Below are 23501 nucleotides of genomic sequence, written 5' to 3'. Positions count from 1 at the left end.
TGACGGTTTTTCAAATTGTAGGTAAACCTAAGCCACTTTAGCTATAGGACTCAATTACATAAGCAAACCTTACTTATTTTATTATCCCTGTTTACTTCTTGTAAAAAACATGTTATTAATGAATTGAATTTTGTAGTAGAATGGAGGAAGTTTTGGCAGTTCCAAAAAGAAAAAAGTCGAAGTCAAGGCGTAATATGCATCGTTCTCATCATGCTATTGAGCCTAAGAATGTTGTGGTATGTTCAACAACTGGAGAATTCATGTTGCCTCACAATGTAGCAGTAGATGGCAGTTACAAAGGAAAACGAGTTTTCATTAAGCAACAGGCAGAATGACTATTATGGTATGTTACCTACGGTCAATAATCACATAGTTATTGCACTTGACGCTATGGGGGGCGATTTTGCGCCTCTTTCCGTAATTCAGGGTGCTGGTTTTTTTTTGGATAATCTTGTTGACCCAGGCATTAAAGTTCTTTTTCATATTTATGGAGATAAGGAAAAAGTATCTCCTTTGCTTTTGAAATATAAAAAAGTAAGTAACAATTCTGAGTTTACTCATTGTTCTGACAATGTCCTTGCAAATGATAAGCCATCTTTTGCGCTGAGACATCGTAAAGACTCAAGTATGAAAGCTGCAATTGTTGCAGTGAAAGAAGGTAAAGCTTTCGGAGTGGTATCTTCAGGCAACACCGGGGCGTTGATGGCAATTTCCAGATTTATTTTAGGAACATTACCAAATATTTATCGTCCTGCTATTGTCTCTATCTGTCCAACTAAGACAAAAAGCTTCGCTTTGCTTGACCTTGGTGCAAATGTCGATTGTAATGCCGATTCGTTATTCCAATTTGCATTAATGGGAAGTATATTTGCAAAAGTAGCGCTAAAAATTGACAATCCTGAGGTTGCTTTGCTAAATATCGGTACAGAAGAAGTTAAAGGTAATGACTCAGTGCGCGGCGCTTTTGAGTTGCTTAAAAACGCTCCAGGCATTAATTTCAAAGGGTATATAGAGGCAAGTGAATTTTTAGAGGGTAATATAGATGTGATTGTTGCTGATGGTTTTGTTGGCAATGTAATGCTCAAAACAGCTGAGGCAACCGCTAGTACTTTTATCAATCTAATAAAGCAGGAAGTATTCAACTCGTGGATAGCGAAAATGCTTATTGGTATATTGTTAAAATCTAAACTAAATAAAGCATTAACGCGTTTTAATCCCAAAATTAGAAGTGGAGCTATGTTTTTAGGGCTGAATGGTATCATCATTAAAAGTCATGGAAATTCTGATGCTATTTCTTTTGCCCATGCTATAAAATTTGCAGTAAATGCAATTAGTGAAAATTTAAATCAAAAGATAATTAACGGGGTAAGTCATATTGAATAAAAGTTTCATATTAAGCACTGGATCTTATCTACCAAGAAAAACGTTGAGTAACAACGAAATTGCATCGATAGTTGAGACAAGCGATAAATGGATAAGGCAGAGAACAGGAATAGTTCAAAGGCATATAGCAGATGAAGGAGAATTAACGTCAGATCTAGCTGTAAATGCAGCAAAAAGTGCTATAGAAAAAGCTAAAATTTCAGTAGATGAAATTGACTTGATTATAGTTGCAACAACAACGCCTGATAAAACTTTGCCTAGCTGTGCAACGATTGTACAAAGTAAGTTAAAATGTAAAAACGCATTTTCTTTTGATGTACAAGCAGCATGCTCTGGTTTTATATATGCAGTTACAGTTGCTGATTCGCTCATAAAATCTAACAATAGAATTAAATATGCGCTCGTTATTGGTGCTGAAATAATGTCTAGGATTGTTGACTGGAAAGATAGGTCAACTTGTGTACTCTTTGGTGATGGTGCTGGTGCAGTGATAATAAAATCGGAAATGGGTAGCAGCGTCATCATATCAACAAACTTACACTCTGATGGCAATGTGGACATATTATGTACGAACGGAGGGGTATCCTCTACTGATGATTCTGGAAAAATATGCATGAATGGAAGAGAAGTGTTTAAACATGCAGTGGATAAGTTAACAGCCTCAGTAGAGGAAACACTAAGATGCAATAATTTGAAAATCACTGATATTGACTGGTTAATTCCCCATCAAGCAAACATTCGTATTATTGAAGCAGTAGTAAAGAAATTAGATTTTCCTATAGAGAAAGTGATTAATACCGTTGATAAGCATGCAAACACCTCAGCAGCGTCAATTCCACTGGCCTTAGACTATGCAATACAAGAATCAAAAATAAAATCAGGAAATCTGGTACTGCTGATTGCAATAGGTGCAGGTCTCACATGGGGTTCCGTGTTGCTGCGCTATTAGACTTCTTGCATTACCTCCTGTTACCCAACTCGTAGAACATCACACCATAGGGCACAGCATAACTGTATGAACATTGTGATTTGAGTCCACCAGATCTAAGTAGCTTGACTACTTGATTGGATGCTGAGTTGGTGAGTATAAAAGTATAGCTAACGCTGTCATACCGCCCACAACTGTACGAACATTGTGATTTGGTCCCATCAGGAGGGTGTCATCCGAGTAGCTTGACTACTTGGATCCAGGAATTTTAATTGTAAGTAAGCATACTGAGTTGATAAGTATAAAAGTAGCTAGAAAATAAACATTTTTGATGAGATTATATGGAAAACTGGATCCCAGTGTCTGGGCACTGGGATGACAGCAGTCCTACGTCATAACGCGATTCATTCCTACGTCATACCGCGATTCATTCGCGGTATCTCTTAACATAGATCCCGCTAACAAGCAGCGGGATGACACCTCTCTTGGGCTCTTTTAGCTACAAACATTAAGAAATTTACCAAATAAAAAAAAGGCAAAGAACTCCCGTGGTGCGAGTTTTGACTCTATATTACTGTAAGTGGCGCTGTAATAATGTGCTGACGCTTAGTTTAAGCGCGTTTTGGCTGAATGTAGAAAAAATTTAAAAGACATGCAGCCGCTATAATTTTATGTAATCCGCCAAAAAATACCCTAAGTTTTTTACTGAATTTTGTCATTGAGCCTGCAGGTCAAAAACAAGTTTTGAGTCATAAATACCCTTATTGTCATAATAAGGGGGCTGGCGGAGTTTGTCAAGGAAGTTTTTTCGTTTCTGCGGGCTACTTGAATAACGGCTACAATGTTTGTACAATTGTGCGTAACGCGCTGCCGAACACTGGTTTTTATATGGCTATATAAGAAAAATTAAGGCTTAAAAGGAAACTTAAGCAGCTAATAGGGCCTAAGCCTTTTTAATAAAACATAAAAAGCCCCTTTACCACCATGTTTTTTCGTAGCTTGCTGGTAGTATAGAACCATATGCTGGATTTTAGTATCATTTAACCACTTATTTAAGTTATTCTTTATAGTGTCTGTTTTATTTGTTGCACTGCCGTATCCCGTAATTACCAATAAACATCTATTTCCTGCTCGATAATTTTTGATAATAAAATCTATCAATTTACAGTAAGCATCCTCTATACTATAGCCGTGCAAATCGAGCTTATCGCTTATAAAATATTTACCCCTATCAACTTTTGATTTTGTGTTTTGGTCAAGACAAAATGATGAGTTACCATTATTGGTATTAAGAAAATTCCTTTGTAAGTCGGAGGTACCTTTATCAACCATAGACTTTATATTTACTTTATGATTAACTTTTAAAGTAACTTTTCCACATTCTATTGGCTTAACATTTTTTTGCCAATCCAACTCATCGTCCGACATAAACGCATTAATCGAATTGTATAATTTTACAACAATATCCAAACATAGTAAAATGTTGCTTATTCTATAAAAATCAGATTTTCGATAATACGATGAAATCGTCAAAAACTAATGAGAATTTTTGGCTGTATGGAAAGCACACCTGCATGTCAGCACTGAAGAATAAAAATAGGCGGTGTATAGAACTATTAGCAACAGAAAATTTCTATAGAGAACACGAAAAAGAAATTAGGCAATGTGCAAATAGTAAGGGCATTAAAGTTCGATTAGTAGAAAACAAAATACTTAATGACGTTTTATCTAAAGGTGCTAACCATCAAGGAATTGCTTTAAATGTTGCCCCTATTCTTTGTAACTTAAGCATCGAAGAAGTAGCTGAAAGCTCAAACGACAGCTCTACTATAGTCATTTTAGATCAAGTCACTGACACGCACAATATTGGGTCAATTTTAAGAACTTCAGCTTGTTTTAATGTCAACGCATTGGTTTTACCACATAACCACTCACCGAGTGAAAATGCATCTATTGCAAAAGCAGCAAGTGGAGCTTTAGATATTGTTCCGCTAATATACGTTACAAATATAGTAAAAACTATGCAGTATTTAAAAAAGGTCGGCTACTGGTGTTACGGGTTTGATTGCAATGCTAAAGAAAATATAGATGAAATAAAGAGCTTTGAGAAAAAAAGAGTAATCATTTTTGGTTCTGAAGAGAAAGGAATGCGGAGGTTAGTTAAAGAAAATTGTGATTATCTTTTAAAAATCCCAATGTCAAACGTAATTGACAGCTTAAATGTTTCAAATGCAGCAGCAATAGGCCTATATTCTATTTATATTAAAACAAATGCCAGCGCATAACTGTTTATAATAAAAATACTTGATAAAAATGTGGTTTTATATTATAATGTGTTAAATAATGGACAAAAGGAGTTGTATTTATGTCTTACATGAGAAATGAACAGGATATCCGCTCTCAGGGCGTTTATTATAGCGCTGGGCTCAGAAGTTACCTAACTAAAGTATATAATTACATGGCTTTAGCTTTAGGCGTTACAGGGCTTGTTGCGTTTCTAACGGTATTTTCTGGTCTTTTTCAGGTAATTCATTCTAATCCTGTTCTGTCGCTTGTGATAATATTCTCTCCAGCTGCATTGGTGATCTATATGCGGTATAGAATTCAACACCTAAGTGCTCAGTCTGCCGTTACTATATTTTTCTCGTTCTCAGTGTTAATGGGGCTTTCCTTATCTTATATTTTTATAGTTTATACTGCAGAAAATATAGCAAGAGCGTTTTTCATTACATCAATTATGTTTGGCTCTATGGCTTTATATGGTAATACCACAAAAAGAGATCTTACAAGTATGGGCTCTTTCTTGATTATGGGAGTCTTGGGGATAATTATAGCATCCATAGTAAATTTATTCCTTGGAAGTAGTCCTCTCTACTTTGCAATATCGTTCATATCAGTAATAGTCTTTACCTTAATGACTGCGTATGATGCTCAAAGAATCAAGGACGTTTATTATAAATATAACGACGGATCAGAAGTCGCTACTACTAAATTGGCAATACTGGGTGCAACTGATCTTTATTTTAACTTTATTAACATATTTCTCAATCTACTCAGGTTACTTAACTTGTTCAATAATAGGGACTAGATGTTTTCCTTTTTAAGGAAAGGTAGTAAGAATTCTATAGTTTTCTTTTTAATATCTTTAGTCGTGTTGATGCTATGTCTTGCATATGCATCGGTGCCACTATATAGCATTTTCTGTAAAGCTACCGGGTATGGTGGCACAACAAGAAAAGTAACTAATGCAACAATAAGTGCAACTGACCAAAAAATCAGGGTCCACTTCAATGCTGATATAATGTCCGATCTACCTTGGGAATTTAAATCAGAAACTAACTACGTTGACGTAAACATAGGAGAACAAAGTTTAGCATTTTATTACGCAAAAAATCTATCTGATCATCTTTCATTTGGTATGGCAGTATATAACGTTACGCCTTTCAAAGCAGGTAAGTATTTTAATAAAGTTGCATGCTTTTGTTTTGAAGAACAAATGTTGCTACCAAAACAAAAAGCTGCTATGCCCGTATCTTTCTATATAGATCCTGAGATAATGCTTGATAGTAATACAAAAGATTTGAGCGAAATAACACTATCATACACGTTTTTTAAGCTTAAGTAACAAACTTTTTCCTATTGTCATCCAAAGCTGAAAGAAGGTATCCGTTCAGGATAGCGGCAAGGTAGTATAACCATAGAGTAAAAGTGAGTTTACAACAAATGGTGTCATCCCAGTGCTTGACACTGGGATCCAGGTTACTATATATGAAAAGTTATTATGTTTATATACTTGCAAGTGAACGAAATGGAACCCTGTATATAGGTATAACATCAAATTTAATTAAACGAATTTGGGAGCATAAAAGCAAAGCCATTTCCGGTTTCACGTCAAAGTACAATGTTAGTAAATTAGTCTACTTTGAGGAGTTTCAAGACATAAATTTAGCAATTAGTAAAGAAAAGCTTCTAAAAAGCTGGCAGAGAAAATGGAAAATAAACTTAATTGAAAAAACAAATCAAGAATGGAAAGATTTATATGATGAAATCGTATCTGGATTCCAGCGTCACGCGCTGGAATGACAGGAGGTAACGCAAGAAGTCTATTGATTGTGAAAACAATAACTTTGCAAAATATTAATTATTAGATAACATAATCAAAGTTTTTATCTTACATTCATCATGGTTAGAGCTATACAAATTAAAAAAACTGGGGGGCCAGAAGTATTAGAATTTGTAGATAAGAATATAAGTGAGCCAAAAGGCGAGGAAGTTTTAGTACGTCACACAACTATCGGCTTAAATCGTTATGATTTAGAGCACAGAAAAGGTACACGCAAAATTAAAAATTTACCATCAGTGCTTGGAGTGGAAGCAGTTGGGGTTATTGAAAAACTTGGTAAAAAAATCAGTGATGGATTCAAAGTTGGAGACAGAGTTGGATATTGCACAGCTCCTCCAGGGGCATATTGTGAAAAGCGCATTATACACCAGAAATATCTGATAAAAATTCCAGATGACATATCTGATGAAGTTGCTGCTGCAGTGCTGTTTAAAGGTATGACAGCTCACTATTTAGTTAATCAATCTTATAAAGTTAGGCCTGGTGCTTTCATGCTAGTTCATGGGGCTAATGGTGGTTTAGGACAAATAATATGCCAATGGGCAAAGGATAAAAAAGGTGTAGTGATAGGCTCTGTAAGCTCTGATGAAAAAATGAAGACAGCTTTACAAAGTGGCTGTACATACGCAATAAACTACAATGATAAAGACTTCGTTTCTAAAATTATGGAGATTACGCAAAACAGAGGAGTAGGTGCAGTGTATGACCCCATAGGTTACGCTACAAGCAAGCTCTCTTTTGAATCTTTAGGCATGTTCGGCATATACGTTTCCTATGGGCAGATATCAGGTAACGCTCCTATTAGTTTTTCTTTACTTAGTTCACGTTCGTTATTTGCAACTGGAACCTCAATATACCATTATAAGCATGATAGATTCACATTAGTGCTTACCACAATGGAAATCTTCGAGATGATAAGAAAAAAACTTTTAACTGTACGGATCAATAAAAAATATAAATTTGATGAAATAATTCAAGCCCATCGTGATATGGAAAATAGAAAAGTAAGTGGGTTAAATATTATTAAAATCTCTTAAATAAATTAGTAATTTAAACTAACCATTCATTAAATCATATCAACTAGAATTTCACATATTTAATTCTCCTTTTGGGGAAATTAAAAGCATATAGCTAAACTGACTTAGGCTTACCGACGATTTAAAAAACCATCATTCCGCTACTCGTTAGCGGAATCTATGCTGAGATACCGCGAATAGACTTCTTGCATAACCCAAATTAAGTAGAAAAAGGTATCATCCGAGTAGCTGACACTGGTTCCTTTATGACGGCAGTAGCCCCTTCTCCTGTCATCCCAGTGCCCAGATACTGGGATCCAGTTTCACCTTATGATGGTGTCATGAAAGTAGCTGACACTGGTTTCCATCCAAGACGGTGTCATTCCAGTCTGGAATCCAGAAAAAAGAATGGTGTCATCCCAGTGCCCAGACACTGGGATCCAGGAATTTTATTAAGTTGGTAAGCATAAAAATAGATGTTTTACGTTAAAATACAACGTTTTCGATGAGATTATATGGAAAACTGGATCCCAGTGTCAAGCACTGGGATGACAAAAAAAGGAGTACTGGAATGACAGCAGTCCTACGTCATACCGCGATTCATTCGCGGTATCTCAGCCGCTAACTGTTCTCCCTCGTCATACCGTCACGGTATCTCTAGATCCCGCTAACAAGCAGCGGGATGACGATTGTCGTTTAGCTATAAATATTTAAGAAATTTACCAAACGGAAAAAAAGGCAAAAGAAGCCCCAGTTAATATCTATTTTCAGTATTGGCGTTTTTTAAGTCTTAAACACTGCAATTTGGCTGCTTTTAAATGCAACTCACCTTATCTCAAATGTTTAAGAAACTTACTAAGCAGAAAAAAAGGCAAAAGAAATCCCGTGGTAATTAGTGTTCACTCTCTAATCCTTCAAATTGGCGTACTATACTGTCTTAAACGACTTATAAGCGCGTTTCAACTTATATAGGTAAAAACCCAGAATATTGTGAAGACATAAGGTGCACATAGTGCAAAAAATTAAAAATAAGACGCCAACTACGTTGTTTTTTTGCTGTTTAATCTGCATAGATGAAGATAACTGAATACCTTCAGTTTCATGATAAGGGGGCTGGCGGAGTTTGTCAAGTAAGTTTTTCGTTTCTATTCCCAATAAAAGTTTGTTATAAGGTTATGCAAGAAGTCTAATGAATCGCGGTATGACGTCTTAGCTATAGATGCTGATTTGTGTGATTTCAAGAGAAGCTTAGTAGATAAGTTGTGTTTTAAACCAAATTCGGTATTTTAAACTGAACATTTTCAATAATACCACATGGCATCACTGAAATTTTTACACTCAGGTTTACTTTTAGGTAGTCCATTAATTCATCAACCAATATGTCAGGAGCAGAAGCACCTGCAGTGATTCCTATCTTTTCTACGCCATGAAACCAGCTTTTATTCACACAGCTGTAATTATCAATTAAGTAGGCTCTTTTTCCTCTGGCAGTGCACAGATCTAATAAGCGGTTTGAATTTGAGCTATTTTTACTTCCTACAACTAACACCATGTCTACAATTTCAGCTAGCTTTTTAACAGCATTTTGTCTGTTTTGCGTTGCATAGCATATGTCCTTTAAATCTGGACCTGTTATGCTTGGAAACCTGAGCTTCAGGGCAACAATAATTTCACGGGTATCGTCGATGCTTAACGTGGTTTGTGTAACATAAGATAAATTATCTGGATCTTTAACTTTTAAATTGCGTACGTCCTGCACAGTTTGCACTAAAATGATAGGATTATTTACTCTTCCTCTAATTCCCTTAACTTCTGGATGGTTTTCATGCCCAATGAGAATTAGTTCTTTACCACCGTTTTCATACCTTTTTGCCTCTTTATGCACTTTGCTGACTAAAGGACATGTTGCATCAATCACTTGAATACCCTTTCTTTTTGCCTCATCTTCTATATTTTTTGACACTCCGTGCGCGCTGAAGATCAGTATTCCTCCATTATCTTCAATTTCCTCGATACTGTTCACAAAAACCACTCCTTGTCTCTTAAAGTCCTCTACTATATATTTATTGTGAACAATTTCGTGTAGCACATAAACTTGGCACTTGTTTTTGTATTTTTCTAAAGTAATAGCTAATATGTCCACAGCTCTTTTTACCCCGGCACAAAAACCTCGCGGCTCAGCTAAGATAATTTCCATTTTTGTCAAATCAAGTAAATATGCAAGCATTACTTAAAAATAAGCTCCGCTCACTGTGTTTTATAGTACCATTATTTACGTTTTATATAATAATTATTTTTCGCATATTCTCTTTAACATTTGATCAACCTACTACTTCAGAAAATTTTAGAAAAGATAATACAGTATATAAACAACCTGATATTTTAGATAGAAATGGAGTGGTAATAGCAACAAATGTGCCCACAACATCACTATATACAGATGCAACCAAAGTAAAGAATCCGGAAAGTATAGCAGCACAACTGTGTTCTATTTTGAATGATCTTGAATACGAGAATTCATATAGAGTACTTACTTCAAAAAAGAAATTTGCTTGGGTAAAGCGGCACTTGACTCCAAAAGAACTGTTAGCAATAAAAAATGCCGGCGTGCCAGGAATAAACTTCTATAACGATGTAAAACGTATATATCCTCACAGTAATTTATTTTCACACGTGCTTGGTTACACTGACATAGATGGCAACGGTATTGCAGGAGTTGAGGCATATATAAGTAAAAACAAACAACATTCTGTTATCCAAGTAGCTGACACTGGGGTCCAGAAAAAAAATACGTGGATTCCAGCATTACGCGCTGGAATAACACCTTACCAGGGTATTCAACTATCCTTAGATACACGAGTGCAAAGCATAGTGCATGAAGAGCTAACTAAAGCTGTAAGCAGATATCAGGCACTCGGCGGAGTAGGAATTGTTTTAAATGTGAGAAATAGTGAAGTCATCTCAATGGTCAGTCTGCCTGATTTTAACCCCAACCTACAGAATAAGGCAGAAGACGTACAAAAGTTTAATCGCGCCAGTCTTGGGGTGTATGAGATGGGGTCGGTATTAAAATTCTTTACAATAGCCGCAGCGCTTGATGCAAACGTTGTAAAAATTGATGATTTATATGACGTGTCAAAGCCAATCACTATTGGGAAATATAAAATTTATGATCTTCATGAATTTAAGATTCCGGAAATCACTGTGCGAGATATATTTGTGAAATCATCCAACATTGGTGCAGCAAAAATTGCAGTTAAATTAGGTATTGAAAAACAAGTAGAATACTTTAAAGCTATGAAGCTATTTTCTCCTTTGAAAATAGAAATACCAGAAAAATCTACACCGATAATCCCGGATAAATGGAGTGAAAACACTTTAATAACAGCATCTTATGGTTATGGCATAGCTGTAACTCCTATACATCTTGCACAAACTGCAGCAGCATTAATCAACAATGGGGTATTTCATAACGCAACCTTGATGTTGAATAAGAGAAGTATAGGAGAGCAAATTATCTCAAGAAGAACTTCCAGGGAAATGAGAAAATTATTACGCGCAGCAGTAACGGATGGCACTGGCAGCAGAGCAAAAATAAAGGCATATTCAATAGGGGGAAAGACTGGATCGGCGGAAAAAGTTGTAGATGGTAAATATAGCAAAGATGCAAACATAGCGTCATTTATAGGAGTGCTAACCATGCTTGACCCAAGGTATATAGTGCTAATTGCTATTGATGAACCTCAAGGGATACACCATACCGGGGGAATAATTGCTGCGCCTATAGTAAAGAACATTATAAATAGAATAGCACCTATACTAAATGTTACACCTGAGATGTAAAATTATGATTGCTTTACTATAACTTCAAATCTATCATTACCAAAATTCTTATTAATATACCAAGAACCATCATCTTTAGTTACAAATTCAAGACCTTTAAGGTCTCTTTCTATTGTCTTTCCATTTTGACCATCAATAGCGATATTAATATCGAATGTAATAACGTCTAGATTTATCATAGCTTCTTTCCCGCTGCACGAATTTAGACTGAACTTGCCTAACATAACATCATTAAAACTCACTTCCCCTGTATAGACATCACACTGACCGTCCATACAACACGTAGTTTCAATATAGAAAAGGTCTGACATATAAAATACCTTACGTTTATAAAAAAAGAGCTAAATATATATAGCTAGTGCAGCCCTACGCCATACCACTAACAAGTAATAGTCAGTAAACCTAGGTCTCTTAGCTATATAACCATAATACAGCTAGGAATGTAAAGTTCAACAGTTAATTGTGTAAGGAAGTCTAAATTACTACATCTTAGAGGAATGGTTGTTTAGTTTTTTTGTTAATCTTTTTTACCATACTGTCAATCATATGCTTTATCCCTTGATATACAGAGTATGTACTTTCGTCGCTACGCATATAAGCAGAACAGGAAAATACATTATACTCTTCGTCTTCTATTGATAACCCTGTATCGCACTTTATGTGTTTGCCGCCAAGCTTCTCTATCAACTGTTCTTTGTCATCTCCTATAGTTACCTTAATCTCACTTTCTTCTTTACCTATCTTGCTACTTAAAATTGAAACAATTACGGCTGGAGATATGCATATTGCTCCTATTGGCTTTTTTGTGACAAAAAATTCTGAAACTAATCTTTCAAATTCAGGCATTACTGTCACCATGTCTTTATTTTCAGCTAAGTCAGATAAATTTTTCGCAACCCCGTATCCACCAGGTACGACTAGCATGTCAAAATTTTCAGCTTTGGCTTCTTTTAAGTCATATATTTCGCCTCTTGCGATTCTTGCTGCTTCTACAAGTACATTCCTTTTTTCTTTCACTGCCTCCTTTGTTTTATGATTCATAACTTGTGTGATATTGATGTCAGGTGCAAAGCATTTAACATCCACTTCCTGCTGATCAAGCACAAGCAGACTTAAAACCGCTTCTCTTACCTCTGCACCGTCAAGGTGACCACACCCTGATAAAATCACAGCAGCTTTTAATTTTTTTTCACCCATAAAGTACCTTGATTTCATATAATCTAGATATTTTAATACAAATTCTATATTTGGAAAGGGGTATGTTATATCAATTATGATATAATTAATAATTAGTATGTATAATTAGGCATATTTACAGTCAATGGAGTAAAATGTGGCTGAGTTCTTTGATAATGAAACTGACTACCAAGAACTAAGAAAAGCTATTTCAGATATAATAGAAAGCATCGCACAATTCCCACAGGAAGAAAAAGGGAAGTTGTTTGAAGCCCTATCAGAACAAGTTAAAGGGATGAATCTCAAAGATTTAGGTTTAGCGATTAATGACCAAGGCTTGCAAAAGGAGGTAAACAAAGAATTATTTATAAAATTCATTGAAGAAGCACTTAAAGGGTTAACTTCTGAAAACGTTGACTCAAAAATAATAGAAGAGGCGTTAAAATCTGTTAATCAGCAAGCAATAAGTAATGTTATAAATAATAATAAAGGTCCGCTGGACAATCTAGTCAATTATTTTAAATCAGCATCTGCAAATAAAAAAATTGGAATAGCTTCTACAGCAATAGTATTGGGAGTAGCATTTTCTCCGCTTATTGTGCTTGCTACATTAATAGCGCTTGTAGCTATTGGAGCGCGTTATGTAGGAATAGGTATAGGAAAGGCAGGGGAAAAAATAAAAGAAGGAGCGATTGAAGCAGGAAAAGCAGTGAAAAGTTCATATAAGGATTTAATAGATAAATTACCTACAGTTCAAGCAAGAGAGAATAACTTTAGTAGATTAAGAACAAACGTGCTTGAAACTATTGCAAACATTAGTCTTAAAGATAACGAAGGCGTTGACGCTAAAAAAGGTCTTGATGATGGGAAAAAAATATTAGAAATGCTTCAAAATGAAAGGCAGCGATCTGCTATACAAGAGTTAGTAAAGAATGGAACCATTCAAAATTTTTCAGAAGATGATATGAGCAGACTTCTGGAAAAGGGCCTCAGTACTCATGTAGCAGATATGAAAGCACTTAATGATCTTATAAATAAATTTCAACCTGCAATTATGGCTATTGGTAACGGTAAAATAGAAGATGTAGAACAAAAAGTTAATGAGAAAGCTCAGGAAATGAAGCCAGATTCTCAATTAGGTAGTTCAAGTGCTGAACGAGTGAGTGAAGAAGGAATCACAGGACCGGGTTGATGCATTTGAGGAGCATTTTGACGCAAAAATTACTATCAGAAAGTGGGGTTACGCTACTCCTTTCTATCCACTTTTTTGAGCAATCCACCTCCACATCTAACACACATCTCAGTGATTATAATATCCAATTTTTGATCATGTTTTTCTACAGGTAAATCTTTACAATATTGTTTCTCATAGGCTGCACCTATAAATATTTTTCCAAGCGGCCGTAATTTTTTTATCATTGTATCATACCAACCACCGCCAAAACCTAATCTATTAAAATGATCATCAAAAGCAACAACAGGAGTAATGATTGTGTCGGGAATTACATCTTCATTTGTTTCGTTCCATCCCTCAAATCTTATCAACTGATTTTTATCAGGAATTGCTACTTTATAACCTAAATAGAGCAAACGACACATCAAAGGGACAACATTTATTTCCCCATCCATTGGAACGTAAGCCGCAATTGTTTTGCCTTTAACGTAACTTAAGTTCTGATTAAAGAGATTAATAAGGGAACTTGCCGCATAACTGGAATAACTTTCATCAATATCTTTTCTTATAGCTCTATATTGCTCTCTTATTTCCTTTTTGTGCTGTTTAATATCTTTGAACATGATCTATCCATTTCGCAGTGAGTTTTTCTTGTAAACTATTTTGCTTTAAGCGCTCACTTAAAAAATCAAAGTCAATAAATTCCATATCCTGGTCTTGATTACTGCAACTATAAACAAAACTCCTTTCTCCTGTTTCCGTATTTATATGTTGCTGAACACACTGAGCGCAGATTTCTTTCATCATACACTGCATAGGAGAATTAACTGACGATATTGCTATGTGACTTGACTTCAGATATGGCTTTAAAATTGTTTTTCTAGCTTCATTCACAGCTTTCATCATTTTATCAGAACCAATAGTGATAATTTTATCTATAGTGTTTAAATTAATACCTAATCTTCCTTGTTGATAAGAGACTATTGCATCAACTATATTACCATGAAAGGATTTATCTTGATCTCTGCTTGTTTCTATCAATCCTTCTTCACATGCCCAAACTACTGCATTTGATGCACGCTCTATCAGTGCTCGTTTAAATACATCACTTAATTTCTTATAGCCAGCAAAGTACAAAACCTTATTATTATTTTCAAGACACGCCTTCCCTATCGAAAATAATACTGCATTTCCAACTCCACCACCAATTAGCATTATATTCTTCATGTGCTATTTTAACTATATTTGTTCAAATTTTTTGAAATTTTATAGAACAAAGTAATTTTCGTACACAAAGACAGAGACAAGGACACTCTCTGACTTCAACTATACCGATAACTGACAGCTGAATTTTTACGCATATCATCTAATAACAAGTTGCTTTGTATCATAATCTTTTGTTGGTACATCTGCTGTTTAATTGCTTCTATATCCGCTGCATTACTCTTGATATCACACAACATCATTAACTTTGCAGTGCCATTTTCTCTTAATTCTACTATTTCATTCACACTTGTTTTACTAAATAAAATCTGTAAATCAGGATTTAAATCTCGCATTTTTATTTCAAACTCTTTTGCGTTTGGCAACTTAAAATCATCTGCTAATTTGTCAAAATTTAAACAATTGACCTTTTGCTCTTGAAAATTATCCAATAAACTTTCTGAACCCTCAACCACAATCTGTTTTAATTTTAAAGTGCTTTCCAGCAGTGCATAATTAAGTTGTACCTTGTCTATGACTTTTATAATAGAGTAACCTTCACTGAAACTGAATGGACCTGCTATATCGCCGGTTTCTAGTCTTTCTAAAACGCTCTTAAGTTTATCTTTGAGCTGACTTAAATTAACTGTTGCTTTACGCATCTTTATTGGAGATTCCGGGTTATTACTATTACGTAATTTTTTTACTAAATCTTCAGCTATGCCATAAACATCCTTGTCTTTTTGATCAGGAATTATAAACTCTTGGAACGTGATAAGATAATCCGGCTTTTCTGTTTGCCTTTTTACATCATCTACTTCTTTATCGCTTATATTAATAAATGGCACAATTCTTACTTCAATAATTTTGCTCCATAGTAACTGACATTTTATTTGTTTTCTTAAAATACTAAGATCTATATTATGCTTTTTTATGTATTGATCAACTTCATTAGCCTTAAGTTTAAAACTTTGGGTTAAAAATAATATGATAGCATTATCTAACTCCTCGTTGCTCAATTTTATATTCAGCCTCTGTGCTTCATTGATAATGATAATTTCGTCTATTAGCTCCCTAAGAATTTGAGGTTTTGCTTCTTTTTGATTAACACTTTGAGTGCCAAACAATGAATTTATAAAGTTGATGCGTTTTTCGATATCTAAATTTGAAATTGGCTCACCATTTACATCTGCAACAATTTCAATCTCGGTTGCAAGCAACCTAAGTGGCAACACTATCAACAGTAAAATTAGTATTTTATGCATATAAGTAAGGTTAACAACCAATTCTATAATAAATACTGAGTCAACGCTAGCCAACTTTTTAATAGCTATCTAAGCAAAGACGGAAATAAAAACCATTGCAACAAGATCAGGTAAACAGGCTAAAAACATGCCAATATAGCGAATTCAGACCGTGCTAAAACAGTATACGGAAGGAGAGGGATTCGAACCCTCGATACGACTTTTCAATCGTATAACGGTTTAGCAAACCGCCGCCTTCAGCCGCTCGGCCACCCTTCCAAATTTAGAACCTAAAGATTATATAATACCAAGACCTCTACCGCCTGTCTAATGCTTTTAACAGCAACATTTTTCCGAACAACTGTAATTTTTAGATCTGTGGTACAAAAATCTATAGCTAACCCAAGAAAGGTTTCCCTACGTCATACCGCAATTCATTCCACAACTGTACGAACATTACAATTTGAGCCTACCAGAAGAATGTCATCCCAGTGCCCAGACACTGGGATCCAGAAATTTTGATTGGGCACTAAGTTGGTAAGCATAAAAGTGGCTGGTCTTATGTTAAAACACAACGTTCTTGATGAGATTACGGCAAGGTTGGATTCCAGTGTCAAGCACTGGAATGACACCATTTGCTGTGCAGTTTACCTTCAAGAATGAATGTTCGTACAGTTGTGCGCGGTATCTCAGCATAGATTCCGCTAACAAGTAGCGGAATGACGAATTTGTTGTTTTTCAAATTGTAGGCAAACCTAAGCCACTTTAGCTATAAATCAACAAAAACTAATTTCTGCTTTTTTCAATGATTTTCTTTGCTTCTTCTACACCAACCCATTCTCCAACTGCTAACGTTTTTCCCTTTTCTAGATCTTTATAATGAGAAAAGAAATGAGCAATTTTATCTAGTAGGTTTTTAGATAAGTCAGAATAGTCCTTTATATTGTCATAATAGCTATCAACACTGGAAACAGGCACAGCTAATATCTTTTCATCTTCTCCTTTTTCATCTTTAGTGAGTAATGCGCCTATTGGACGCACCGATATTAAAACACTAGATGCTAAGGGAAATTGAGTTAGCACCAAAACATCCACAGGATCACCATCACCTGCGCAGGTATTTGGTATAAACCCATAATTGCAAGGATAAGTCATTGAGGTAGACAAAAATCTGTCAACTTGTAACAACCCAAGCTCTTTATTAAATTCATACTTTACAGGCTCAGCATTTGCACTTATTTCAATTACCACATTCACCGCATTTGGTACCGCTGTTATTTTACTTAAATCCATAAATTACCTTCTTAACTTAAGAATAAGCATTATACAATATGTACTTTTAAGTTGCTACATTTATGTAGTTCTAAGCTTGTTTTGCATGGAGCGATTCTAAATTTTCATTCGTCATTCCATTGACTGTTGAAAGTGGTGGTTTCTGTGATAATTGAAATAAAGCATATACTATTACAATAGTAAGCACCGCACCAACTATCAAGTTAGTAAGGTTGTCTTGTGGCAAAACATTTTTTATTGAGTTGAACAATTTTTGCTCCATAAGGAAATAATCAGCAACATATAACCCAACAGATAATACAAACATACCCAAAATAAGTTTACAGACTGTGTTTTTATGGTCTTTTTCTTTTTTCTTGCTGACAATGAAATTTGGCCTACATTTATTCTCTTCTTGTGGCACTGAGTAGTATATATTTTTAGGGCTCGTTACTAATTGTTCAAATTCATCACTATTTTGGTTTTTTAACAGTTGCTCTAGGGTGTTTTTTGTATTTATAGGATATATTAATCCATCCATTTTTAATTCTTTCTCTTGTCGATCCACATTCTCATGGTCGATTGTATATTTATCTCTACTTGATAACTTGATCATATGTAGTGCTTTAGCTAAGAACATTGTATAATGCGCTATTAACTGATTCTCACATATCTCTAATACTTCTCTTTTTACTGTTTTGTTAGATGACGAAAGTTCTTTATAGTGACCACCCAAAGAAAAGAACAATGCTATATCTTTATCTGCTTTTATGTCATGAATGGAATAATAGCTGCTGATAATGCACTTATTTAATGCAAATTCTCTGTCATATTTGTTTAATGTAGTTTTTTCATTTAGTAACTTTCTAACACCAATAAGTACTTTATTTTCAAAATCTTTTTCTGTTTTAAATATTGCTTCTCTCTTTGGATTTGCTAAGATGTTAAGTAAATCTAATTTACTTCCATCTACTTCTACTACTTCATTTATATCTCTATTTAACTCAGACCCTTTAATAACTTCATATATTTTATCTATGACATCTTTAGTATTCAGGTTGTTGTTTTCACTAAGTATCTTATAAGCTTGAGCATAAATTAAAAACAGCCCTTGTAGACTAAACTTTAAGTTAAAATATTCATCTAATGGCTCCCCCTCTTTTTTAATGAATGCAGACAAACCAAAATGATTTCTGCAGTCCATACTACGATCTAAGTCGGCATGTTGAAAGCCACCTAAAAAAATAAACAAAGTCTCTAATAAATTACCCTTACCAACAATTTTTATTAGTTCTTCAACTTCCTTAACCATTGCTAAAACCTATAATATTCTACTTTATAGTATAAGCGATATAGGGTAAAATAGCAATAAATATTATTGTACGTTTACATTCTGCATAAAAAAATTAAGCCACCCAGTTAAGAGCATATCCATCCTCCACCGATAACTTGTTCACCTTTATATGCCACACAGGCTTGACCTGGACTGATGCCAAAGTAATCGTCGTTTAAAATGACACAGGCTTTATTTTTTTCGTCAGTTGAATGTATTGTTGCTAAACTTCCCGCATGTGATGATCTCAGCTTCACAGTTACTTCCATACCTTCCTTTGGTTGTTCTAACCAATTTAACTCCTTGATCAATATTTTTTTTTGCATTAATGCGTTGATCGGACCTACTATAACCTCATTATTTTCTGTATTAATTTTTATCACATAAAGAGGTTCATTGTGTGCGATACCCAAGCCCTTTCTTTGCCCCACTGTAAAATTTACTATGCCACTGTGCTCGCCTAGCACTTTTCCATTAACATCCACTATTTTACCTTTCTGTACAGATTGTGGAGCTAATTTAGCTATTGTTTTACTATAGCTTTCGGAAACAAAGCATATATCTTGACTGTCCGGCTTTTCAGAAATTTGTAAGCTGAAATACTTTGCTAATTTTCTTATATCACTTTTATAGAACCCACCTAGTGGAAATCGCAAAAGCTTCAACTGCTCCTTTGTTGTAGCAAATAGAAAATAGCTTTGATCTTTACTTTTATCAATGCTTCTGCACAACTTTACCTCACCATTTTTTTCTAATCTTCTCACGTAATGTCCTGTTACAAGCACATCCGCACCAAGATTTTTTGTAACTTGCAATAGATCACGAAATTTTACCGTTTGGTTACATCTTACGCATGGTATGGGAGTTTCCCCACGCATATAGGTACTTGCAAAATCCTCTATTACTTCCTTTTTGAATATTTCCTCGTAGTTTAAAATATAGTGAGGAAAGCCAACACTTTCAGCCACGCGCTTAGCGTCGTAAATATCCTGTCCAGCACAACATGCACCTTTTCTTGCGTTAGCATTACCGTCGGTGCCATAGAGTTGAAGAGTCACACCTATCACCTGGTACCCAAAGTTATATAGCAGTGCTGCAGCAACGGAGCTATCAACTCCCCCGGACATTGCAACAATAGCCTTGGTCTGGTGCGGAGCTCTATCTTTTAGCAGAGGTTCAATTTTAAATTCTTTTAGCATAATCGCCTTAATTTATAAACGCAAATCTTGTGTCATTCCAACATACAACTGTGCAAACGTTTTGATTTGGGGGCAATTTACATAGTAGATGATGTCATGAAAGTAGCTGACACTGGAATCTAGTGTCTATTTATGCAAATTCATTAAAACAGCATATTTATTTGTAATTAAGTTTCCTGGATCCCAGTGTCAGCTACTCGGATGACACCCTTTCCTGCTGGAAGTTGCCTTCAAATTACTTGGTGCGTGACACTGGGATCTCATTTATATTACATAATTCCATCAAAACAATTCGATAAACTACCTTCAAAAACAATTTAATCTTGCTTGAATAAAACATGGCCAAAATAATCCATGTTTTCAAGCACTTTTCCACTACCCAAGGCAACACAACAAAGTGGGTCATCTGCAACACGAACTGGTAATTTTGTTGTTTCACTGATAACTTTGCCCAAGTTACGCAATAATCCACCACCACCGGATAAAATTATTCCTCTATCGACTATATCAGAAGAAAGTTCAGGTGGAGTGCTCTCCAGTGCAGTCCTAATAGCAGAAATTATCTGATGTACAGGCTCTATTAAACTCTCTGCAACTTGATATTCTGATAAAAGCATTTCTTTTGGCATGCCACTCACTAAATCCCTGCCTTTAATTATCATTCCCTCTTTGTTATTTTCACCTGGCAGACTGGCTGAACCTACGTTTTTCTTAATTTTTTCAGCAGTTGTTTCACCGATTAATAACTTATGATTTTCACGAATATACGATTTTATTGCTTCATCCATAATATCGCCACCTACTCTGGCAGAACGTGAATAAACAATTCCGCCTAAAGAAATAATTGCAACTTCAGTTGTACCGCCTCCTATATCAACGATCATAGAACCCTCAGGTTCAGTAACTGGGAGCCCAGCTCCGATTGCTGCAGCCATTGGTTCTTCAATCAAAAATACTTCATTTGCACCAGCACTTTCTGCTGCATCTTGTATAGCACGCCTTTCAACTGGTGTGGATCCAGATGGAACGCATATGATAATATTAGGTTTATTAACAGTGAATTTTGTGTTTGCACTGCGTATAAAATATTTTAGCATTTCTTCCGCACTTTTAAAATCAGCAATAACTCCATCCTTTAAGGGCCTTATCGCCTCTATTTCTCCAGGCGTTTTTCCAAGCATCATTTTAGCTTTTTTACCAAAAGCATAAGGAACGTAGCTTCCTTTTTCTTTTACTCTTGCTACAACTGAAGGCTCATCAAGCACTATTCCCTGATTTTTCTGATAAACTAAAGTGTTTGCAGTACCAAGGTCTATGGCAATATCGCTAGCAAACAAACCTTTGAAAGTAAAAAGGCTATAAAACTTTCCGGTCAATTTTCGAACAAAATTCATACATAACTCAAGAAAACCATTTATTGAGACAAATTATACTTTTCAGATAGGTAGTAAGTAACACACTCAACGTCTAAACCCTTGCCTGTTACTTTTTTTAGCAGTTCCAGGCCACACTTTGCACTGTATATATTTTGAGATAACCAACTGATAAGTAAAATAAAATCTCCTTTTATTATAGCACTTAATGATTCGTAATGATTCTTTTTAACGAAAGAGAAAATCTGCACAGCAGCAATTAAAGCAATAATTTTTATAGGAAAGTAGCCCATAACACCGCTTGCCCAATATTCATCTTGAAAATAAGTGTCCAGCTCATTTTTAGCTTTTACTGGAATTTTATAGTGCTTCATACCTTCCAGCCACGCATCGTGCAGATCCTTAACTTCCAGTGTACCATTTATTATATCCTGTTCTAACCTAGTTCTCAACATAATATGAGCTAACAGACTAAATTCATCTGCGTTCTTTAAAGAAGAGGAAAGGTTTATTTCATTGAAAACCAAGTGCAAATTTTCAACACTGCTATTAGTTTTGCCTTTTATAGCAAATTTCTCTTTTATGTGTGGTTGAATGAACTCAATAAATTCTCTGGATGTTCCAATCATCCTTTCCATGAATAACCCTTGAGTTTCATACATAACATGTCTCGTAATTGGGCTACTTATAGAATTTTGCGCTAAACATTTTTGATAAATCGCATAACCACTATGCCGTAAAAGTGAAAATAAACCATAACAAAAATCAGATTCATCATAATCTATAGGGTAGTAATAAGAAGTACGAATCTCATTTAGTGCAATACCCATTTGCTGTAAACATAACGAGCCAAGTTCAATCTGCTTCTGAGTAGCAACTCTTTGTATATTAGTAACCTTATCCTTTTTCTGCTTTTCAATTATTTCATCCACATTTTCGCTAAAAAATTTGCCTACCTTGGGGAATACTTCCCTTATATTCTTTTCTGTGATATCAGAGTCATAGTCAGCAAGCAGTGAGTCGTATTTTGAGCATTTTAATTGCTGCGATTTTATAGAAGCTACTTCGCGAATGAGTGTGATTAAATCAGTAAAACGTTCTTTTAGTTTTTCTAAGTTACTGGTTTCAGAATGAGATAGTTTCCATAAATTTTGGCATTCAACCTTAGCTTTGGATAAAGACTTTACTAAATCAATAGGAACAGCACTGTTGCTTTTATGTATTCTCTCTATTAACTTTAGCTGCTGAGTATTTGCACTTTTTTTGTTACCAAGAGCATCTGCTAATGATTCCTTTATTGTATCATGAGAGATAATTTCATGTCTGATTTCTTCTAGAAGACTCATTTGTTCAACTTTGTCCTCTATATTCAATTGGCTTTGGTTTAGTACTTTTAGCGTATTTTCGATATTCTTTACCCTATATAATACTTCCTCTAAAAACTTATAAGATTTCATAATTTGTTCATTGTTTTAGAAAACATCTCTTTAATATCGTAATAGATTAATAATAAAGTATATTTGCTTAAAGTACATAAAAAATTGTACTTTTTATTCCTTTATTGGATTTTTCTACTCAGAGTCCAGCATATTATAAGAAAATTAATTGTAAGGGTGTAGAAAAAGTATTTAGTATTTTATTTCTCTTGACTATATTACAATATGGAGAGATTATTAGCTACTGAAATTAAAGTTACGCACTATTTTAAAATTTATGGAGGTTTAGTAATGTGGAGTAGACTGGTTATAATGTGCTGTTTTTGTTTGCTACTTACTGGTGTAAGTTCTTGCCCAAAAAAAGGAGCAAATACAACAAATAAAATGAATTCTGTTGTTAAGCAGATAGGTGATAAAAGAGTTTTCTTTGGTTATGATGAATCTAGTATTACTGAAGTAAGCGCAGATGCATTACTTAACGTAATGGAGGTGTTACAAGATAACCCTGACGCGAAGGTTACTTTAACTGGTCATACTGACAACCGTGGTTCTCATGAATATAATCTTGCGCTAGGCGCTAGAAGGGCAGATGCAGCTAAAAAATTTATGGTTAGTTGTGCACCCTACATAGAAAACAGAATAAAAACTGCTTCTAAGGGTGAAACTGAGCCTTTGGTTAATGTAAAAGATGATTCTAGAAATTCTAAATATGAAAAAGAGCATGCTAAAAATCGTAGAGTGGAATTTTCATTTTCTGGAATAAAGAAATAGTTTCTTGCATTAAAACCTGGATCCCAG

Annotated in this window: 26 protein-coding genes and 1 tRNA gene; 14 read left to right on the top strand and 13 right to left on the bottom strand. The window is 34.9% G+C overall.

Annotated elements, in window-relative coordinates:
- Positions 1-152 precede the first annotated feature (152 nt).
- Genes rpmF through ABWU23_RS04360 form a run of 3 tightly spaced genes read left to right on the top strand, consistent with a single transcriptional unit; the run spans position 153 to position 2332 of the window.
- Positions 153-335 carry a 50S ribosomal protein L32 gene (gene rpmF / locus ABWU23_RS04370; RefSeq protein WP_010962967.1) on the top strand — a complete coding sequence of 61 codons (183 nt, stop codon included), beginning with the start codon at positions 153-155 and terminating at the stop codon, positions 333-335.
- Between the two features lie 10 nt (positions 336-345).
- Positions 346-1383 (top strand): phosphate acyltransferase PlsX, encoded by a 1038-nt coding sequence (gene plsX, locus ABWU23_RS04365; protein ID WP_253310008.1) that lies wholly within the window; start codon positions 346-348, stop codon positions 1381-1383.
- Positions 1376-2332, top strand: coding sequence for a beta-ketoacyl-ACP synthase III (locus ABWU23_RS04360; RefSeq protein ID WP_353270854.1), 957 nt, complete (start codon positions 1376-1378; stop codon positions 2330-2332). Before plsX ends, ABWU23_RS04360 begins: the two co-directional genes overlap by 8 nt.
- Before the next feature lie 912 nt (positions 2333-3244).
- On the opposite strand, the gene ABWU23_RS04355 is transcribed toward ABWU23_RS04360, so the two are convergent.
- Positions 3245-3739 carry a Smr/MutS family protein gene (locus ABWU23_RS04355; protein WP_264688028.1) on the bottom strand — a complete coding sequence of 165 codons (495 nt, stop codon included), beginning with the start codon at positions 3737-3739 and terminating at the stop codon, positions 3245-3247.
- Positions 3740-3831: 92 nt separating this feature from the next.
- On the opposite strand from ABWU23_RS04355, the gene rlmB reads away from it, so the two are divergent.
- The 6 genes from rlmB (at position 3832) to ABWU23_RS04325 (ending at position 7914) form a co-directional block, all read left to right on the top strand.
- Entirely contained in the window at positions 3832-4596 is a 765-nt protein-coding gene (gene rlmB / locus ABWU23_RS04350) for a 23S rRNA (guanosine(2251)-2'-O)-methyltransferase RlmB (protein WP_253307272.1), read from the top strand.
- Between the two features lie 80 nt (positions 4597-4676).
- Positions 4677-5399, top strand: coding sequence for a Bax inhibitor-1/YccA family protein (locus tag ABWU23_RS04345; protein ID WP_264688029.1), 723 nt, complete (start codon positions 4677-4679; stop codon positions 5397-5399).
- Positions 5400-5936: a cytochrome c oxidase assembly protein gene (locus tag ABWU23_RS04340; RefSeq protein ID WP_253307274.1), complete on the top strand. Its 537-nt coding sequence runs from the start codon at positions 5400-5402 to the stop codon at positions 5934-5936.
- Between the two features lie 143 nt (positions 5937-6079).
- The gene (locus ABWU23_RS04335; protein WP_253307275.1) at positions 6080-6394 is read left to right on the top strand and encodes a GIY-YIG nuclease family protein; all 315 of its coding nucleotides are present in this window, start codon (positions 6080-6082) and stop codon (positions 6392-6394) included.
- A gap of 99 nt (positions 6395-6493) precedes the next feature.
- Complete coding sequence (locus ABWU23_RS04330) at positions 6494-7471, top strand: quinone oxidoreductase family protein (protein WP_353270853.1); 978 nt, start codon at positions 6494-6496, stop codon at positions 7469-7471.
- A 245-nt stretch (positions 7472-7716) separates the two neighbouring features.
- Complete coding sequence (locus ABWU23_RS04325) at positions 7717-7914, top strand: hypothetical protein (protein WP_264688032.1); 198 nt, start codon at positions 7717-7719, stop codon at positions 7912-7914.
- A gap of 803 nt (positions 7915-8717) precedes the next feature.
- Here ABWU23_RS04325 and ispH read toward each other — a convergent pair.
- Positions 8718-9647 carry a 4-hydroxy-3-methylbut-2-enyl diphosphate reductase gene (gene ispH, locus ABWU23_RS04320; RefSeq protein WP_353271042.1) on the bottom strand — a complete coding sequence of 310 codons (930 nt, stop codon included), beginning with the start codon at positions 9645-9647 and terminating at the stop codon, positions 8718-8720.
- Between the two features lie 20 nt (positions 9648-9667).
- On the opposite strand from ispH, the gene ABWU23_RS04315 reads away from it, so the two are divergent.
- Positions 9668-11293 carry a peptidoglycan D,D-transpeptidase FtsI family protein gene (locus tag ABWU23_RS04315; protein ID WP_253307277.1) on the top strand — a complete coding sequence of 542 codons (1626 nt, stop codon included), beginning with the start codon at positions 9668-9670 and terminating at the stop codon, positions 11291-11293.
- A gap of 2 nt (positions 11294-11295) precedes the next feature.
- Here ABWU23_RS04315 and ABWU23_RS04310 read toward each other — a convergent pair whose 3' ends face one another.
- Both ABWU23_RS04310 and elbB read right to left on the bottom strand, forming a co-directional pair.
- Positions 11296-11604: a hypothetical protein gene (locus ABWU23_RS04310; protein WP_253307278.1), complete on the bottom strand. Its 309-nt coding sequence runs from the start codon at positions 11602-11604 to the stop codon at positions 11296-11298.
- A gap of 178 nt (positions 11605-11782) precedes the next feature.
- Positions 11783-12490, bottom strand: a complete 708-nt coding sequence (gene elbB / locus ABWU23_RS04305; protein WP_253307279.1) for an isoprenoid biosynthesis glyoxalase ElbB — start codon at positions 12488-12490, stop codon at positions 11783-11785.
- Positions 12491-12764: 274 nt separating this feature from the next.
- Between elbB and ABWU23_RS04300 the strand changes: the two genes are divergently transcribed.
- Positions 12765-13661 carry a hypothetical protein gene (locus ABWU23_RS04300; RefSeq protein ID WP_373457559.1) on the top strand — a complete coding sequence of 299 codons (897 nt, stop codon included), beginning with the start codon at positions 12765-12767 and terminating at the stop codon, positions 13659-13661.
- A 53-nt stretch (positions 13662-13714) separates the two neighbouring features.
- Here the strand turns inward: ABWU23_RS04300 and ABWU23_RS04295 are convergent, their stop codons facing one another.
- The 4 genes from ABWU23_RS04295 to ABWU23_RS04280 form a co-directional block, all read right to left on the bottom strand.
- Positions 13715-14266 carry a 5-formyltetrahydrofolate cyclo-ligase gene (locus ABWU23_RS04295; protein WP_353270852.1) on the bottom strand — a complete coding sequence of 184 codons (552 nt, stop codon included), beginning with the start codon at positions 14264-14266 and terminating at the stop codon, positions 13715-13717.
- A complete protein-coding gene (locus ABWU23_RS04290; protein ID WP_253309835.1) occupies positions 14250-14870 on the bottom strand; it encodes an oxidoreductase in 621 nt (206 codons plus the stop codon). Before ABWU23_RS04290 ends, ABWU23_RS04295 begins: the two co-directional genes overlap by 17 nt.
- Before the next feature lie 95 nt (positions 14871-14965).
- Positions 14966-16111 (bottom strand): SurA N-terminal domain-containing protein, encoded by a 1146-nt coding sequence (locus ABWU23_RS04285; RefSeq protein ID WP_264688035.1) that lies wholly within the window; start codon positions 16109-16111, stop codon positions 14966-14968.
- Between the two features lie 167 nt (positions 16112-16278).
- Positions 16279-16369, bottom strand: a tRNA-Ser gene (locus ABWU23_RS04280).
- Positions 16370-16468: 99 nt separating this feature from the next.
- Between ABWU23_RS04280 and ABWU23_RS07275 the strand changes: the two genes are divergently transcribed.
- Both ABWU23_RS07275 and ABWU23_RS04275 read left to right on the top strand, forming a co-directional pair.
- Positions 16469-16612: a hypothetical protein gene (locus tag ABWU23_RS07275; RefSeq protein ID WP_410530046.1), complete on the top strand. Its 144-nt coding sequence runs from the start codon at positions 16469-16471 to the stop codon at positions 16610-16612.
- 12 nt (positions 16613-16624) lie between these two features.
- Positions 16625-16753 (top strand): hypothetical protein, encoded by a 129-nt coding sequence (locus ABWU23_RS04275; RefSeq protein ID WP_265017222.1) that lies wholly within the window; start codon positions 16625-16627, stop codon positions 16751-16753.
- A gap of 123 nt (positions 16754-16876) precedes the next feature.
- Here the strand turns inward: ABWU23_RS04275 and ppa are convergent, their stop codons facing one another.
- The 5 genes from ppa to ABWU23_RS04250 all read right to left on the bottom strand — a co-directional run bounded on the left by ppa (position 16877) and on the right by ABWU23_RS04250 (position 22724).
- Positions 16877-17383, bottom strand: coding sequence for an inorganic diphosphatase (gene ppa, locus ABWU23_RS04270; RefSeq protein WP_353270851.1), 507 nt, complete (start codon positions 17381-17383; stop codon positions 16877-16879).
- Positions 17384-17453: 70 nt separating this feature from the next.
- Positions 17454-18674: a hypothetical protein gene (locus ABWU23_RS04265; protein WP_265016722.1), complete on the bottom strand. Its 1221-nt coding sequence runs from the start codon at positions 18672-18674 to the stop codon at positions 17454-17456.
- A gap of 107 nt (positions 18675-18781) precedes the next feature.
- A complete protein-coding gene (mnmA, locus tag ABWU23_RS04260) occupies positions 18782-19894 on the bottom strand; it encodes a tRNA 2-thiouridine(34) synthase MnmA (RefSeq protein WP_253309830.1) in 1113 nt (370 codons plus the stop codon).
- Positions 19895-20211: 317 nt separating this feature from the next.
- Positions 20212-21288, bottom strand: a complete 1077-nt coding sequence (locus ABWU23_RS04255) for a rod shape-determining protein (RefSeq protein ID WP_253309829.1) — start codon at positions 21286-21288, stop codon at positions 20212-20214.
- A 20-nt stretch (positions 21289-21308) separates the two neighbouring features.
- On the bottom strand, positions 21309-22724 hold the full coding sequence (locus ABWU23_RS04250; protein ID WP_353270850.1) for a carboxypeptidase: 1416 nt from the start codon (positions 22722-22724) through the stop codon (positions 21309-21311).
- A gap of 270 nt (positions 22725-22994) precedes the next feature.
- Here ABWU23_RS04250 and ABWU23_RS04245 point away from each other — a divergent pair, with 270 nt between their 5' ends.
- On the top strand, positions 22995-23474 hold the full coding sequence (locus ABWU23_RS04245; RefSeq protein ID WP_265016724.1) for an OmpA family protein: 480 nt from the start codon (positions 22995-22997) through the stop codon (positions 23472-23474).
- The last annotated feature ends 27 nt before the right edge of the window (positions 23475-23501 follow it).

The sequence above is a fragment of the Wolbachia endosymbiont (group A) of Hedychridium roseum genome, assembly GCF_964028325.1.
Lineage (GTDB): Bacteria > Pseudomonadota > Alphaproteobacteria > Rickettsiales > Anaplasmataceae > Wolbachia.
This window is presented reverse-complemented; position numbering and strand designations above follow the sequence as displayed.

Coding starts and splice junctions, on each gene's coding strand:
- plsX (WP_253310008.1), top strand. CDS start 346: ATGTTACCTACGGTCAATAATCACATAGTTATTGCACTTGACGCTATG.
- ABWU23_RS04355 (WP_264688028.1), bottom strand. CDS start 3,739: ATGTCGGACGATGAGTTGGATTGGCAAAAAAATGTTAAGCCAATAGAA.
- rlmB (WP_253307272.1), top strand. CDS start 3,832: ATGAAATCGTCAAAAACTAATGAGAATTTTTGGCTGTATGGAAAGCAC.
- ABWU23_RS04345 (WP_264688029.1), top strand. CDS start 4,677: ATGTCTTACATGAGAAATGAACAGGATATCCGCTCTCAGGGCGTTTAT.
- ABWU23_RS04340 (WP_253307274.1), top strand. CDS start 5,400: ATGTTTTCCTTTTTAAGGAAAGGTAGTAAGAATTCTATAGTTTTCTTT.
- ABWU23_RS04335 (WP_253307275.1), top strand. CDS start 6,080: ATGAAAAGTTATTATGTTTATATACTTGCAAGTGAACGAAATGGAACC.
- ABWU23_RS04330 (WP_353270853.1), top strand. CDS start 6,494: ATGGTTAGAGCTATACAAATTAAAAAAACTGGGGGGCCAGAAGTATTA.
- ABWU23_RS04325 (WP_264688032.1), top strand. CDS start 7,717: ATGACGGCAGTAGCCCCTTCTCCTGTCATCCCAGTGCCCAGATACTGG.
- ispH (WP_353271042.1), bottom strand. CDS start 9,647: ATGGAAATTATCTTAGCTGAGCCGCGAGGTTTTTGTGCCGGGGTAAAA.
- ABWU23_RS04315 (WP_253307277.1), top strand. CDS start 9,668: ATGCAAGCATTACTTAAAAATAAGCTCCGCTCACTGTGTTTTATAGTA.
- ABWU23_RS04310 (WP_253307278.1), bottom strand. CDS start 11,604: ATGTCAGACCTTTTCTATATTGAAACTACGTGTTGTATGGACGGTCAG.
- elbB (WP_253307279.1), bottom strand. CDS start 12,490: ATGGGTGAAAAAAAATTAAAAGCTGCTGTGATTTTATCAGGGTGTGGT.
- ABWU23_RS04300 (WP_373457559.1), top strand. CDS start 12,765: ATGAATCTCAAAGATTTAGGTTTAGCGATTAATGACCAAGGCTTGCAA.
- ABWU23_RS04295 (WP_353270852.1), bottom strand. CDS start 14,266: ATGTTCAAAGATATTAAACAGCACAAAAAGGAAATAAGAGAGCAATAT.
- ABWU23_RS04290 (WP_253309835.1), bottom strand. CDS start 14,870: ATGAAGAATATAATGCTAATTGGTGGTGGAGTTGGAAATGCAGTATTA.
- ABWU23_RS04285 (WP_264688035.1), bottom strand. CDS start 16,111: ATGCATAAAATACTAATTTTACTGTTGATAGTGTTGCCACTTAGGTTG.
- ppa (WP_353270851.1), bottom strand. CDS start 17,383: ATGGATTTAAGTAAAATAACAGCGGTACCAAATGCGGTGAATGTGGTA.
- ABWU23_RS04265 (WP_265016722.1), bottom strand. CDS start 18,674: ATGGTTAAGGAAGTTGAAGAACTAATAAAAATTGTTGGTAAGGGTAAT.
- mnmA (WP_253309830.1), bottom strand. CDS start 19,894: ATGCTAAAAGAATTTAAAATTGAACCTCTGCTAAAAGATAGAGCTCCG.
- ABWU23_RS04255 (WP_253309829.1), bottom strand. CDS start 21,288: ATGAATTTTGTTCGAAAATTGACCGGAAAGTTTTATAGCCTTTTTACT.
- ABWU23_RS04250 (WP_353270850.1), bottom strand. CDS start 22,724: ATGAAATCTTATAAGTTTTTAGAGGAAGTATTATATAGGGTAAAGAAT.
- ABWU23_RS04245 (WP_265016724.1), top strand. CDS start 22,995: ATGTGGAGTAGACTGGTTATAATGTGCTGTTTTTGTTTGCTACTTACT.